This is a genomic window from Rhizobium sp. CF122, from assembly GCF_000282035.1.
GTDB lineage: Bacteria > Pseudomonadota > Alphaproteobacteria > Rhizobiales > Rhizobiaceae > Rhizobium.
Genome location: NZ_AKKA01000085.1, coordinates 62,398 through 77,030, shown reverse-complemented (window position 1 = coordinate 77,030; position 14,633 = coordinate 62,398). Strand labels below are relative to the sequence as shown.

Here is a 14,633-nt window from a genome sequence, read left to right as displayed (position 1 = left end):
CGGAGTGGCTTCCCGAACCGTGGGCGGGCATATAACCCTAAAGCCGACCCACGTCAACGCGCATTTTCGAGGAAACGCCGCCTTTCTCCAAGGCTCAGCGGTTCTTGAAGGCGGGCTTACGCTTTTCGATGAAGGCCGTCATCCCTTCTTTCTGGTCTTCGGTGGAAAAGAGGCTGTGGAAAAGGCGACGCTCGAAGCGCAGACCTTCCTCCAAGGTGGTCTCCAGTGCGCGGTTTACGGCCTCCTTCGCCATCAGCACGGAAGGACGCGATAGCGAGGCGATCTTGGCGGCTGCCTCCAATGCCTCATCCAGCAGCCGCTCGGGCGCCACCACACGCGAAACGAGTCCTGCGCGCTCGGCTTCGGCAGCGTCCATCATGCGGCCGGTGAGGATCAGATCCATGGCCTTGTACCTGCCGACAGCGCGCGTAAGTCGCTGCGAGCCGCCCATGCCAGGAATGACGCCGAGGGTGATCTCCGGCTGGCCGAACTTGGCAGTCTCCGAGGCGATGATGACGTCGCACATCATTGCCAGCTCGCAGCCGCCGCCAAGCGCAAAGCCGCTGACGGCCGCGATTACGGGCTTGCGCACCTTCGCGACGTCGTCCCATCCGCTCATCAGATCGCGGCTGTAGACATCGACATAGTCCAGCGGCTGCATTTCCTTGATGTCGGCACCGGCGGCGAATGCGCGCTCGGAACCGGTCAGGACCATCGCGCCAACGGCATCATCGGCCTGGAAGGCTTCGTAGGCCTGAAGAAGCTCCTTCAGCACGGTCGAGTTCAGCGCGTTCAGCGCCTGTGGACGGTTCAGCGTGATCAGGCCGACCGCGCCGCGGGTTTCGACGATCAGCGTTTCATAGGCCATGGACAATCCTCCCGTTACTTTTGACAGGCAGGGCAATAGAAGGTCGAGCGCCCCGCCTGGACAATGCGGGCGACCGTACCGCCACAGCCCGGGGTGCGGCAAGGTAGACTTTCGCGGTCATAGGCAGAGAAGGAATGCTGGAAATAACCGAGCGAGCCATCCGCCTGGATATGGTCGCGCAGTGACGAGCCGCCAGCCTTGATGGCGTCGGCGATGACGTCGCGAATGGAGGCGACCAGAAGGTCCATCTGCTTGTTCGGCTTGCCTGTCTTGGTGACAAGCGTCGCCGCAGCACGGGTGGGACGCAGGTGCGAACGCCACAGCGCCTCGCAGACATATATATTGCCGAGCCCGGCAATGGTCTTTTGATCCAGCAGCGCGCTCTTTAGCGGCTGCGCCTTGCCGGCGAAACGTTCCGCCAGATAGGCGGCACTGAGTTCGTTGCCCGTCGGCTCCGGCCCGAGGCCGAAGAGGAACGGATTGAGCTCCAGTTCGGAACGCTGCGCCATGTCCATGAAGCCGAAGCGACGCGGGTCATTATAGATGACGCGGCTGACACCGTTCGGCCCTTCCAGATGGAAGATCGCATGATCATGCTTTTCGTCCTTCGAGCGCGGATGATTAAATTCGCCCGGCGCATCGGAAAGCGGTCCCGCCTCGATGCGGAACGAGCCGGACATGCCGAGATGCGAGATGATCGTCGTGCCGTCGTCGAGGTCGATCAGCAGATATTTAGCGCGGCGACCGAGCGCGACGATCCTGCGGCCTGTCACGCGCGCTTCCAAACCGTCGGGAAAGGGAAACCGCAGGTCCTTGCGACGTAGCTCCAGGCGGGCGATCCGCGCGCCTTCCATGGTCGGGGCAAGCCCGCGTCTGACGGTTTCGACTTCTGGCAATTCCGGCATCTTAACCCATCTATATCTAACATGTTTCAACCACGAGCGTTGTGCGCTATAGCGCCAAGGTGCCGCGGCTTTGAGCGTGGCCCACAGATAGCGCCGCGCGCGTCGGTTCGCTATGGTCGCCGCGCCGATTTCAGAGAGATGGAGTATTTCGATGTCAGAAAGCCGTACCTCCGCCGAAGGCGGCATGGAAACATCCTACGGCTTCCGCGAAGTGGCGGATGGTGAAAAGCAGGGCCTGGTCAACGAGGTCTTCCACAAGGTCGCCAAACGCTACGACATCATGAACGACGTCATGTCGGTCGGCATGCACCGCGTCTGGAAGGACGCGATGATTGCAGCGCTCAATCCGCGCAAGGAGCCCGGCTACAAGGTTCTCGACGTTGCCGGCGGCACCGGCGACATCGCATTTCGCATCGTTGAGGCGTCCAACCGGCAGGCCCATGCGACCGTGCTCGACATCAACGGCTCCATGCTGGCGGTCGGCGCCGAGCGCGCCGCCAAGAAGAAGCTTTCGGACAACCTGACTTTCGTCGAGGCAAACGCTGAGGATCTGCCATTCGATCCGAACAGCTTCGACGCCTATACGATCGCCTTCGGTATCCGCAATGTGCCGCGCATCGACGTGGCGCTGAGCGAAGCCTATCGTGTGCTGAAGCGCGGCGGCCGGCTGCTCGTACTCGAGTTTTCAGAAGTGGATATGCCGTTTCTCGATCGCGTCTATGACAGCTGGTCCTTCAATGCCATTCCAAAGTTCGGCAAGGCGATCACAGGCGAGGCCGAGCCCTATCAGTATCTCGTCGAATCCATCCGCAAGTTCCCCAACCAGGAGAATTTTGCGGACATGATCCGCAACGCCGGCTTCTCGCGCGTGAACTTCACGAACTACACCGGCGGGATCGCAGCTCTCCACTCCGGCTGGAAGCTCTGAGGGATGGTTCGAGAACAGTCGTTCACCCGCTTGCTTTCGCAGGCAGGCAATCCGGCATGAGCACCTTGGGAGCATATTTCCGGCTCTGGCGTGTCGGCTGGATTCTCGTGCGCGAAGGCGTGATTTCGGCCCTTCCGTCGGAAGATCTTCCGCCCTCGGTCGGCCTTGCCAAGTCGTTTGTCGGCCTCTTCGCGCGCAATCGTTCGAAATCGAAGAAGCGCAGCGATCGGCTGGCGCAGGCCGTTGAGCGGCTCGGCCCCTCCTATGTGAAGATCGGCCAGTTCCTGGCAACGCGCCCGGATGTCGTCGGCGTCGAGTTCGCCGACGATCTGTCGCAGCTCCAGGACCGCATGGCGTTCTTTCCGCTCGCCGCCGCCAAGGCGAGCATCTCCGGGTCTCTCGGCCGCCCGATCGAGGAGCTATATGCAAGCTTCGGCGACCCGATTGCGGCCGCTTCGATCGCCCAGGTCCACCCCGCCGAGGTCGATACGGCTGCCGGACGCAAGAAGGTTGCGGTCAAGGTTGTACGCCCAGGCGTGCGTCAGCGTTTCTCCCATGACATTGAGGCGATGTATCTCGTCGCTCACATGCAGGAGCGCTTCATGCCTTCAAGCCGGCGGTTGAGGCCGGTCGAAGTGACGAAGACCCTGGAGCAGACGACCAAAGTGGAAATGGACCTGCGCCTGGAGGCTGCGGCCCTTTCCGAGATCGCCGAAAACACCGAGAAAGACCCGGGCTTCCGTGTGCCGAAGGTCGATTGGGAGCGCACCGGCCGCGACGTGATCACCATGGAGTGGATCGACGGCGTCAAGATGTCCGACGTCGATGGCTTGCGCGCAGCCGGTCATGATCTCAATATGCTTGCGGATGCGCTGATCCAGTCCTTCCTGCGTCATACGCTGCGCGACGGCTTCTTCCACGCCGACATGCATCCCGGCAATCTCTTTGTCGACGAGCACGGCGATATCGTTGCTGTCGACATGGGGATCGTGGGAAGGCTGGGGAAGAAGGAGCGCCGCTTCCTTGCCGAAATTCTGTTCGGTTTCATCACCCGTGACTATATCCGGGTGGCGGAGGTCCACTTCGAGGCGGGCTACGTGCCGGGCCACCACAATGTCGAGAGCTTCGCGCAAGCGATCCGCGCGATCGGCGAGCCGATCCATGGCCAGCCCGCCGAAACCATCTCGATGGGCAAGCTGCTGACGCTGCTGTTCGAGGTGACCGAACTCTTCGACATGGCGACGCGGCCAGAACTGGTCATGCTGCAGAAGACGATGGTCGTGGTCGAAGGTGTATCACGCATGCTCAATCCACGCTTCAACATGTGGAAAGCGTCCGAACCCGTCGTCGGCGACTGGATTCGCAACAATCTCGGCCCGAAGCGCGTCGTCACCGATCTCAAGGACGGGTTGAAGGCGGCGGTCAAGCTTGCCGAAGCTGCACCTGAGATTGCCGCCAAGACGGAGAAGTTCCACCATCAACTGCTGCACATGAGCGAGCATGGATTGCGGTTCGATGCGGAAACGGCCGAGGCCATCGGCAAATCCGAAGCGCGCCACAATCGCTCCGGTCGGTTCGCCCTCTGGATTATCGCGCTCGCCCTTCTCTATATAGCCTGGGTGGTGACCTGATCCATCGCAGCAATGCATGTTGTGTTCGATATTTGGGATATCCCATCGAGTAGCGCCGTCGCATAGTCTCACTTTTCAAGGAGATATGGCAGATGAAGCACGAACGCCCCCGCATCGAACTTTCCGGGCAGCCGCTCAGCTTTGCTGAGATGGTGAGGATCGGATCGGGCAAGGTGGCGCTTTCGGCTTCGGCAACGGGCATGGCCCGTGTCGAGATCGCGCGCGGAATTGTCGAGGATGCGATCAACGCCGGAATGCCCGTCTACGGTGCGACGACCGGCGTCGGCGCCATGAAGGATGTCGAGTGGTCCCCGGAGGATCTGGACGCTTTCAATCTCGGGCTCGTGCGTGCGCATCACTTCGGCACAGGGACGCCGTTTTCGAGCTCCGTTGTGCGCAATGCGATGGCCATCCGTATCAATACCGCTCTGACAGGGCAGGTCGGCTGCACGCCCGGACTCGTCGATGCCTATATGCGGATGCTGGAAGCTGACATCATTCCGATCGTCCGCCGTACCGGCTCCATTGGCTGCGCCGACATCGGCCTCATGGGACAGATCGGCGCCGTGCTGACCGGCGTCGGGGAAGCCGTCCATCGTGGCAAGCGCATGCAGGCGGCCGATGCCTTCGCGGCAGCCGGCATGAAGCCCTTCACCATGGCTCCGCGGGACAGCCTCGCCTCGCTCAGCGTCAACGCCGTGAGCTTCGCGGCAGCGGCGGATGCGACACGCAATGCCGCAGCCTCCATTCGCGTGCTGCTGGCCTCCGGCATGATGGCATCAGGCGCGCTTGGCGCGTCCCGCGATCCGTGGCTTTCCGTCCGCCATGTCGGCACCTCCCGGGAGGCTTTGATCGGCTCCTGGCTCTGCAACGCTTCGGACGCTTGGGATTGGCCGGTCAAAACCCACGTCCAGGACCCGTTGAGCCTGCGCATGATCGCGCAGGTTTTCGGCGCGGTGATCGAGAACCTGCTGACAACAGGACACAAGATCCTCGCCGCCACCGGACGCTCCGACGACAACCCTGTCGTCGTCGAGGGTCGGGTCATGACCTCGGGCGGGTCGCTGCCGCTCGATGTGACGATCCTGCTGGAGTCAGCGGCTCTCTGCATGGCGCACGCCGCCCGCAACGCTTTCAACCGATGCGTCCTGCTCGGCAACGGTCAGCGCCGCGACCTGCCCGTCAATCTCGTGCCGCCCGGCCGTATCGCCACAGGTTTCGGCCCAATCATCAAGCTGGCCGGCGAGATTTTCTCGCGCGTGCTGTCGATGTCGAACCCGGTGTCGGCGCAGTCTCTGGTCGTTGCGGCGGGCCTTGAGGATGAGGCTGCCTTCCTGCCGCTGGTGATCGAGCGTTTCGAGCGCCAGATGCGAGCTCTGATGCGACTTGCCGCTCTCGAAGCACTGCTTTCGGCGCAGGCCGTGGACATCCTCGGCGACAAGCCGAAGGGCGTCGGCGGTATGCTTTATGACGTCGTTCGCAAGCATGCGGACTTTTATACGGTCGACCGGCCGCTCTCTGCCGAGGTGGAAGCGATCGAGGAAGAGCTTGGTTCCGGCGCCTTCATGTCCAAACTCATCGAAGAGGTGCCGATCGCTTCGTTCGACGATTTCTTTGCGCTCGGCTCGCTGGAGCGCATCGAACAGCGCCTGACCCAGGAACCGGTCGCTATTTGATCCCTTCAATATTCGCCACGGAGAAAGCGGCATGGCTGATTTCGATCTCGTTCTGCAAGGCACGGTCGTTTTGCCGGAGCGCATCCTGGAAGCCGGCTACGTCGCCGTCCGCGATGGCAAGATTGCGGAAATCGGTCTCGGCGTGCCGCCTGCCGCGCGCGAGCGCCACCTCCTCGGCAAGGCATTGATCCTGCCAGGAGCAATCGACGCCCAGGTTCACTCGCTGTCGCAAAAGGACCAGGAGGATTTCATCTGGTCGACCCGCTCGGCTGCTGCCGGCGGCGTGACGACGATCGTCGATATGCCTTACGATGAAGGCAACCTTGTCTGCTCGGCGGAAGCCGTGAAGAAGAAGATCGCCCATGCCGGTCCGCAGGCGCGGGTCGATTTTGCGCTGTACGGAACCGTGGATCCTGAGGAAGGCGCCAAGCGGGTAGCCGAAATGGTGGATGCCGGCGTTGCAGCCTTCAAGTTCTCGACGTTCGGTACGGACCCGAAACGTTTCCCGCGCATCCCCCCTGCCCTGCTGGACGAGTGCTTTGCCGCGATCACACCGACGGGGCTGACCGCCGGCGTTCACAACGAGGATGACGAAGCTGTTCGCACCTATATGGAGCGCGTGAAGGCAAGCGGAATCACCGATTGGCGGGCGCATGGCCTGTCCCGGCCGCCGATCACCGAGCTGCTGGCGATGCACACCATCTTCGAAACCGGCGCCAATACTGGATGCCCGTCGCATGTGGTGCATTGCTCCCTCGGACGCGGCTACGACATCGCACGCGCCTACCGCCGCGATGGCTTCGAGGCGACGGTGGAATGCTGCATTCATTATCTGACGCTGGACGAGGAAAACGACGTCAAACGCCTCGGCGGCAAGGCGAAGATCAATCCGCCGATCCGGCCGCGCGCCGAGGTCGAGGCGCTGTGGCGCAGGGTCGCCGAGGGCAATGTCTGGCTGGTCTCGACGGATCACGTCAGCTGGTCTGAAAATCGCAAGACCAACCCTGACATGCTCGCAAACGCGTCAGGCGTGCCCGGGCTCGAAGTGATGGTGCCGCTCTTCATCAAGGGCGCCTCCGAGCGCGGCATCCCGCTGACATGGGCGGCAAAGCTGATGGCGGAAAACCCGGCGAAGCATTTCCGCCTCGATCACGTGAAGGGCGCGCTCACATCAGGCAAGGACGCCGATATCGTCGTGCTCGAGCCGCGCGAAACGGTCTATGACGCGGCAGCGAGTGGCAACAACGTGGTCGGCTGGAGCCCTTACAACGGCATCCGCCTTCCCTGGACGGTCTCCGCGACCTATCTGCGCGGTAGCAAGATCACCGATGGCGCGACCGTGTTGGCTGAGCCGGGGACCGGCCAATTTGTGCGTCCGCTGCCAAGGCAGGTGATTGCCGGAGCCGCAGAATGAGCCGAAACCTGCCGGTCAATGCCGGCCGCATCGCGGAGGATATCGACGCTCTGGCCGGGATTACCGAGCCGTCCCGTCCGTGGACGCGCCGCGCCTTCTCCCCGCTCTTTCTCGAGGGGCGCTCCCATATCGAAGCGCGCATGCGGGCGGCTGGCCTTGAGACAAGGACCGATGCCGCCGGCAACCTGATCGGCAAGCGACGGGGCGCCGTAGACGGGCTCGGCACGATCATGCTCGGATCGCACTCGGACACCGTGCCGGATGGTGGGCGCTTCGACGGCACTGCCGGCGTGGTGGCGGCGCTGGAAGTCGCCCGTGCGCTGAGCGATCAGGACATTGAACTCGATCACGACCTGGAGATCGTCGACTTCCTTGCGGAGGAGGTCAGCATTTTCGGCGTCTCCTGTATCGGCAGCCGAGGCATGACCGGGCAACTGCCGGAAGCCTGGCTTTCCCGCGTGACGGACGGGCGTGATCTGGCCGAGGCGATTGCCGAGGTCGGCGGGCGCCCGGGCGTGCTGCCGCAGCAGAACAGGCCCGATATTGCCGGCTTTCTCGAACTGCATATCGAGCAGGGACCGGTCCTTGAGAACGAGAAGAAGGATATCGGCATCGTCACGGCGATCGCCGGGATCACCCGGATTGAGATCATCGTCGAGGGGCGCGCGGACCATGCCGGCACGACGCCGATGGATAACCGCTCGGATGCGCTGGTCGCCGCCGCGCAACTGGTTCTCGATATCCGCAATGCCGCGGCCGCCCGGGCAAAGACGCCTGGACATTTTGCGGCGACGGTCGGCGAGTTCCGGATCGAACCGAATGCGGCCAACGTCGTTCCCTCGAAAGTCGTCTTGCTGATCGATGGGCGCGCCGAGGTCCGAAATGACATGGAGGCCTTCTGTGAGTGGCTGGACGAGCATGTCATTAAGTTAGCCATTACTTACGGAGTGTCGATCAAGAGCCCCATGCGCGTCTCTGACAATTATCCGACGCCGAGCGATGCCGGACTGTTGAAGACGCTCGAAAAGGCGTGCGAAACCGTCGGCGCCAAGCACCGGCGCATGGCATCGGGCGCCGGCCACGACATGGCATGGATTGCCAAGGTGGCGGCCGCGGCCATGATCTTCGTGCCGTGCAAGGAGGGGCGCAGCCACTCCGCTGACGAATGGGCGGAAAACGATGACATCGCGCTTGGGGCGGCCGTGCTTTTCGAAGCCGTCTTAGACATGGACAAGAGCTTGAAGCAGGAGAATGCCTGATGGGACGCATACTCGTTGAGAAGGATGTCGAAGCAGCCGTCAAGGGCGGGTCGGTCTATGCCGCCGGTGGCGGCGGCTGGGCGGATCATGGCCGCATGCTCGGCTATGCCGCCGTCAACGTCGGCAAGCCGGAACTCGTATCGATCGATGAGCTGAAGGACGACGACTGGATCGCTACTGCCGCCGCGATCGGCGCGCCCGCCTCAACGACCCCCTGGGAAATGCAGGGCATCGACTATGTGAAGGCCGTGCAGTTGCTGCAGGACGAACTCGGGGAGAAGCTGTCCGGGCTGATCATCGGCCAGAACGGCAAGTCATCGACGCTGAACGGCTGGCTCCCGTCCGCTATTCTCGGAACCAAGGTCGTCGATGCCGTCGGCGATATCCGCGCGCATCCGACCGGCGACATGGGCTCGATCGGCATGGCGGGCTCGCCTGAACAGATGATCCAGACGGCGGTCGGCGGGAACCGCGCCGAAAACCGATACATCGAGCTTGTCGTGAAGGGCGCGACGGCGAAGATCTCGCCGATCCTGCGGGCGGCTTCCGATCAGTCCGGTGGCTTTATCGCCAGTTGCCGCAATCCGCTGCGCGCCTCTTATGTGCGTACCCACGCAGCGCTTGGGGGCATCTCAATGGCATTGGCGCTTGGCGAGGCGATCATCGTCGCGGAGAAGATCGGTGGCTCGGCCGTGATCGACGCCATCTGCAAGACAACCGGCGGGCACATCCTGGCGGAAGGCATCATCACCAAGAAGGACGTCGTCTATACCAATGAGGCCTTCGACATCGGCACGATCGTCGTCGGCTCCGGCGACAAGGCAGTGACCATGCATGTGATGAACGAATACATGGCCGTCGACGACATCGAGGGCAAACGGGTCGCGACCTTCCCCTCTGTTATCACGACGCTCTCGCCTGACGGAGAGCCGCTGAGCGTCGGCCAGTTGAAGGGCGGCATGCATGTCTTCATCCTGCATGTGCCGATGAGCATCATTCCGCTGTCGGCCAGCGTTCTTGACCCGACCGTATATCCCCCGGTGGAGAAAGCGATGGGCATCGAGCTTGCCCGCTACGCGCTCGCGCCAGAGGCCTGATCTCATGGCGCGGGACGTTGGCCTCGAGGAATTACTGCGGGAGGAGCTGGGCACTATTTCCGGTCTCAGCGAGAAGCCGATGTTCGGCGGCTTGGCCTTCCTGCTCGACGGAAATCTCCTTTGCGGCGCCCGAGCAGACGGCATGCTGATCCGTCTCGGCAAAGGCAATGACGGCTGGGCGCTCAATTTGCCCGGCGCCGCGCAGATGCTTTCCGGCGGTCGTGCGATGCACGGATGGGTCAGGGTCGGCGCGGAGATTTACGGCGATGACGATATGCGGCGCCGTCTCCTGGAGGCCGCCATAACCTTTGTGCGCTCACTGCCCGCCAAGTGAGCGAGACATGGGGCCAAGAGGCCCAAAAAGACAGAGATAGAGGAACGACCAAGATGCCGAAGCCCAATCCACGTCATCCGAAATTTCCGATTCCGGGCGGACCGGAATTGCGCGCCAAGGGCTGGCGGCAGGAGGCGCTGCTGCGGCTTCTGGAAAACGTTCTCTCGGTCGGCGAGGATCCGGACAATCTCGTCGTCTACGCCGCACTCGGCAAAGCCGCCCGCAACTGGGCGGCGCACAAGGGCATCGTCAAGGCACTGACCGAAATGGACGAGGACCAGACGCTGCTGATCCAGTCCGGCAAGCCGATCGGCCTTGTGAAGACGCACGCGAAGGCGCCGCTGGTGATCATGGCGAACTGCAACATCGTCGGGCAATGGGCGAAGGCCGAGGTCTTCTACGAGCTGCAGCGCAAAGGATTGATCTGCTGGGGCGGGCTGACAGCCGGCGCCTGGCAGTATATTGGCAGCCAAGGCGTCATTCAGGGCACCTATGAAATCTTCATGCGCATCGCCGAGCGCCGGTTCGGCGGCGACCTCCTCGGACGCTTTGTGCTGACGGCGGGGCTCGGCGGCATGGGCGGCGCACAGCCGCTCGCCGGCCGCATGGCGGGCGCGGCGATCCTCTGCGTCGACATCGACCCCGAGCGCGCGAAAAAGCGGCAGGAGATCGGCTACCTGCAGGAAATCGCACCGGATCTCGACACCGCGCTCGCCGTGATCGACGCCGCTGTGAAGGATAAGCGAGCGCTTTCCGTCGGTCTCGTCGGCAATGCGGCGGAGATCTATCCCGAAATCGCGCGGCGCGGCATCGTTCCCGATATCGTCACCGACCAAACCTCCGCCCACGACCTCGTCTACGGCTACGTGCCGAAGGGCATGAGTCTTGCACAGGTTCGCGAGCTGCGCGAGGACGGCCAGGGACAGTTGATGGCGGCAAGCCGCGCCTCGATCGTCCAGCATGTGACAGCAATGCTGGACTTCCAGAAGAAGGGCTCGGAAGTCTTCGACAACGGCAACCTGATCCGCACCCAGGCGAAAGAAGGCGGCGTAGCCAACGCCTTCGACATTCCGATCTTCACCGAAGCCTATCTTCGGCCGCTCTTTGCGCGGGCAATCGGTCCCTTCCGCTGGATGGCACTGTCCGGCGAGGAAAGCGACATCGCGCGGATCGACGATCTGCTCTTGGAGATGTTCCCCGAGAACAAGATCATCACCAACTGGATCCGGCTGGCGCGCGAGCACGTGCCCTTCGAGGGCTTGCCGGCGCGCATTGCCTGGCTCGGCCACGGCGAACGCACGATGCTGGCCCGCCGGGTCAACGAGCTGGTCGCAAGCGGTGAGTTGAGGGGACCTATTGCCTTCTCGCGCGATCATCTCGACGCCGGTGCGATGGCGCATCCGAACATCATGACCGAGCGGATGAAGGACGGCTCCGACGCGATCGCCGACTGGCCGCTGATCGATGCGATGATGCTCTGCTCATCGATGGCCGATCTCGTGGTCGTCCATTCAGGCGGCGGAGGCTATGCCGGCTACATGACGAGCTGCGGCGTAACCGTGGTGGCCGATGGCACCCACGCCGCCGACGAGCGGCTCGACCATGCGCTCACCAACGACACGGCGCTTGGCGTCATGCGCTATGCCGATGCCGGCTATGACGAGGCGCTGGACGAGGTGGCAAAGAAGGACGTTCCTTACATCCGTCTTGGATAGGATCGCACCGAGGTCCGTCATCCAAATTTTCCGTCGGATTGCGCTACGGCGTGGCGCAACGGATCGATCGCGAGCCGCGCGTGTCTGATAGAGATCGGATGTCGATTCGCCGCTGCCCTTCCAACGAACGGACCTCGCCATGCAGCCCCGCACTTACGGTATGCTCCTCGTCGGCATCGCTACGATCATGTGGAGCACCGCGGGGCTCTTCGTGCGGGCGCTCGATCTCGACGTCTGGACCGTACTCGGCTGGCGCTCGCTGTTCGGCGGGCTGGCGCTGACGATCATCATTCTGGCAAAGCAGCGGATCAGCGCGGAGCCCGGCAAGGTGCCGTTCTATTTCTATCCGCTGTTTGGGCTGATGGCCGCAACGTCGATGTATGGCTATATCGGCGCGCTGAAGCTGACGACTGTCGCCAACGTCCTTGCGATTTACGCAACTGTTCCCTTTGTCGCAGCGGGTATCGCTTATGTCTGGCTGAAGGAGACCATCAGCAGACGGGTGCTTACCGCCAGCCTGATCGCGTTCGTCGGCGTCCTGATCGTCGCCGGTTTCGGCGCGAAGCCCGACGATATCGCAGGCAACGCGCTTGCCTTTCTGATGACCGTGACCTTCAGTATCCTGCTTGTTGCGGCGCGGCGCTATCCCGCCCTGCGGCTGGCGCCGGTCAATGCGCTTGGATCCGGCTTCTGCATGCTGCTCTGCCTGCCCTTGATGTCTCATGCGATGCCGAGCCTGCAGGAAATCCTCGTGCTTGCCGTTTTTGGGTCGACGACATCGGGAATCGCTTATCTGCTGTTCATGACCGGCGGTCGCTACATTCCCTCGAGCGAGGCCGGGTTGATCGGGCTGCTGGACGTGGTGCTCGGCCCACTCTGGGTCTGGCTTGCCTTCGCCGAGACACCCGCTGTTTCCACGATCATCGGCGGCGTGATCGTTCTGATCTCCGTTTTCTGGTATTTGTGGAGCGGCATGAGAGGGGTTCAGCCGCGACGTACGCTGAAAAACGTATAGCCGGCTTATTATTTTCAGACTTCAGGTTTCGGATTCGACACTTCGATTAGATTGCCATCCGGATCCCTGATATAGACGGAGCGGATTGGCCCGGCTGCACCTGTACGATCGACAGGTCCCTCGACGATTGTCACTCCCTGCGATTGAAGATGCGCGATGACATCTGCCAGCGGCGTGCTGGCGATGAAGCAGAGGTCAGCCGAGCCCGGGGTCGGCTGCTTCGTCTTGGGCTCGAATTCGCGGCCATGCTGGTGAAGGTTGATTTTCTGGTCGCCAAACCTCAGGGCTCTGCGCCCCTCCCCGAAGGTTTCCGCGGTCATGCCGAGCGTCCGCGCGTAAAAGCCGCAGGTCGCGTCGATATCGGTGACCGTCAGAACAAGGTGATCGAGGTGGTCAATACGGATCATGAGCGATTCTACCGACTTGCCAGCCGTGCGGCAACGAGGGCTGCTATCATACCCAAGGCGAGCAACGCCAGTGTGAAGAGCACGACAGCATTCCAGCCATCGGCGCCCCAGAAATAACCGCCGGCCGAACCGGCGACGCTGGAGCCTACGTAGTAGGACAGCAGGTAGAGCGAGGAGGCATGCCCCTTGGTGCCGCGCGCAAGACGACCGACGAGGGCGCTTGCGACGGAGTGAGCGACGAAGAAGCCTGATGTCAGCAGCACAATGCCGAGCACGATCAGCGGCAAGGAGGGGGAAAGGGTCATCGCGACACCGGCGGCCGCAACGGCAATGCCAGCCGGCAGGACGATGAAATGGCCAATCCGATCTCCCAGCAGTCCGGCGATCCAGGATGCAGCGATACCAAAGAGATAGACCGTGAAGATCAGGCCGAGCTCGGTCTGGTTGAGATTATAGGGTGCCTGAACGAGGCGGAAGCCGATGTAATTATAGACGGTGACGAAGGTGCCCATGGCGAGGAAGCCGACGGCAAAGAGCAACGGCAGTGCTGGATTGCTGATGTGGCTGACCCAGGCCTTCACATGAAAGCGGGCGTCAAAACCCTTGCGCGGCTTAAAATTGCGCGATGCGGGCAGCAGCAGGAAGAAGCCTATCGCTGCGGCAAGGCCCAGCATGCCGAGCGTGCCCAACGCGATGCGCCACGAGAAGAATTCAGCCAGCGTACCGGTGACGACACGGCCAGCCATGCCGCCGAAAGCGTTCCCAGCAATATAAAGGCCCATCGAAGCACCAAGCCCGCGAGGATCGATTTCCTCGGAGAGGTAGGCCATGGCAACGGCAGGCACGCCGCCGAGCAACAACCCTTCGAGCGCGCGGATAACAAGGAGCGCGTGCCAGCTTGGCACGAGGGCGCAGGCGATCGTGCAAAGGGCAGCGCCGAGCAGCGAGGCGAACATCAGGCTACGGCGGCCGAAGCTTTCGGAGACGGCCGCGGCACAGAAGATCGCAAAGGCGAGGAAGCCGGTCGACAAGGACAATGATAGCGAGCTCGCGGCCGGGCTCACTCCGAAGTCCACAGCAAAGATCGGCATCAGTGGCTGCACGCAATAGAGCAGCGAGAATGTCGCAAAACCGGAGAGGAAGAGTGCCAGGCTGGCGCGACGATAGGACGAGGTGCCGCGCAGCAGAAACTGCTTGTCGTGCGGTTCCGCCGTCGTTCGCACGACGTGGAGATTTGGACGCGAATGGATTTCGGAGACGTCTGGCGAGTTGTCTGCGGGGCGTTGCATGAGGGCACCAACCTTTCACGCCTTTTGATCTAGCCAGCAGCACGCCATTTGTCCAATATATGACAATAACATTCTTCATAGCTTTTGGAGATACC

Annotated in this window: 13 protein-coding genes; 9 read left to right on the top strand and 4 right to left on the bottom strand. The window is 62.4% G+C overall.

Features of this window, described 5'->3' with window-relative positions; translation table 11 throughout:
* Positions 1–94 precede the first annotated feature (94 nt).
* Together PMI09_RS21990 and mutM are read right to left on the bottom strand one after the other, a co-directional pair.
* Complete coding sequence (locus tag PMI09_RS21990) at positions 95–868, bottom strand: enoyl-CoA hydratase (protein WP_007799614.1); 774 nt, start codon at positions 866–868, stop codon at positions 95–97.
* Positions 869–882: 14 nt separating this feature from the next.
* Positions 883–1,773, bottom strand: a complete 891-nt coding sequence (gene mutM / locus PMI09_RS21985) for a bifunctional DNA-formamidopyrimidine glycosylase/DNA-(apurinic or apyrimidinic site) lyase (protein ID WP_007799611.1) — start codon at positions 1,771–1,773, stop codon at positions 883–885.
* Positions 1,774–1,924: 151 nt separating this feature from the next.
* On the opposite strand from mutM, the gene ubiE reads away from it, so the two are divergent.
* From ubiE to PMI09_RS21940, 9 genes are all read left to right on the top strand, one after another.
* A complete protein-coding gene (ubiE, locus tag PMI09_RS21980; protein ID WP_007799610.1) occupies positions 1,925–2,701 on the top strand; it encodes a bifunctional demethylmenaquinone methyltransferase/2-methoxy-6-polyprenyl-1,4-benzoquinol methylase UbiE in 777 nt (258 codons plus the stop codon).
* Between the two features lie 56 nt (positions 2,702–2,757).
* Entirely contained in the window at positions 2,758–4,332 is a 1,575-nt protein-coding gene (gene ubiB, locus PMI09_RS21975; RefSeq protein WP_007799608.1) for a 2-polyprenylphenol 6-hydroxylase, read from the top strand.
* A 92-nt stretch (positions 4,333–4,424) separates the two neighbouring features.
* Entirely contained in the window at positions 4,425–6,008 is a 1,584-nt protein-coding gene (locus tag PMI09_RS21970; protein ID WP_007799606.1) for an aromatic amino acid lyase, read from the top strand.
* Positions 6,009–6,039: 31 nt separating this feature from the next.
* Entirely contained in the window at positions 6,040–7,422 is a 1,383-nt protein-coding gene (locus PMI09_RS21965) for a dihydroorotase (RefSeq protein ID WP_007799605.1), read from the top strand.
* A complete protein-coding gene (locus PMI09_RS21960) occupies positions 7,419–8,681 on the top strand; it encodes a Zn-dependent hydrolase (RefSeq protein ID WP_007799603.1) in 1,263 nt (420 codons plus the stop codon). The genes PMI09_RS21965 and PMI09_RS21960 overlap by 4 nt, the downstream gene beginning before the upstream one ends.
* Complete coding sequence (locus PMI09_RS21955) at positions 8,681–9,778, top strand: DUF917 domain-containing protein (protein ID WP_007799601.1); 1,098 nt, start codon at positions 8,681–8,683, stop codon at positions 9,776–9,778. Before PMI09_RS21960 ends, PMI09_RS21955 begins: the two co-directional genes overlap by 1 nt.
* A 4-nt stretch (positions 9,779–9,782) precedes the next feature.
* Positions 9,783–10,112, top strand: coding sequence for a TfoX/Sxy family protein (locus PMI09_RS21950; protein WP_007799599.1), 330 nt, complete (start codon positions 9,783–9,785; stop codon positions 10,110–10,112).
* A 53-nt stretch (positions 10,113–10,165) separates the two neighbouring features.
* On the top strand, positions 10,166–11,827 hold the full coding sequence (locus tag PMI09_RS21945) for a urocanate hydratase (protein WP_007799596.1): 1,662 nt from the start codon (positions 10,166–10,168) through the stop codon (positions 11,825–11,827).
* A 139-nt stretch (positions 11,828–11,966) separates the two neighbouring features.
* Positions 11,967–12,842, top strand: coding sequence for a DMT family transporter (locus PMI09_RS21940; RefSeq protein WP_007799594.1), 876 nt, complete (start codon positions 11,967–11,969; stop codon positions 12,840–12,842).
* A 14-nt stretch (positions 12,843–12,856) separates the two neighbouring features.
* Here PMI09_RS21940 and PMI09_RS21935 read toward each other — a convergent pair whose 3' ends face one another.
* Positions 12,857–13,249 carry a VOC family protein gene (locus tag PMI09_RS21935; RefSeq protein ID WP_007799592.1) on the bottom strand — a complete coding sequence of 131 codons (393 nt, stop codon included), beginning with the start codon at positions 13,247–13,249 and terminating at the stop codon, positions 12,857–12,859.
* Positions 13,250–13,257: 8 nt separating this feature from the next.
* Positions 13,258–14,538: an MFS transporter gene (locus tag PMI09_RS21930; RefSeq protein WP_007799590.1), complete on the bottom strand. Its 1,281-nt coding sequence runs from the start codon at positions 14,536–14,538 to the stop codon at positions 13,258–13,260.
* Positions 14,539–14,633: the final 95 nt, after the last annotated feature.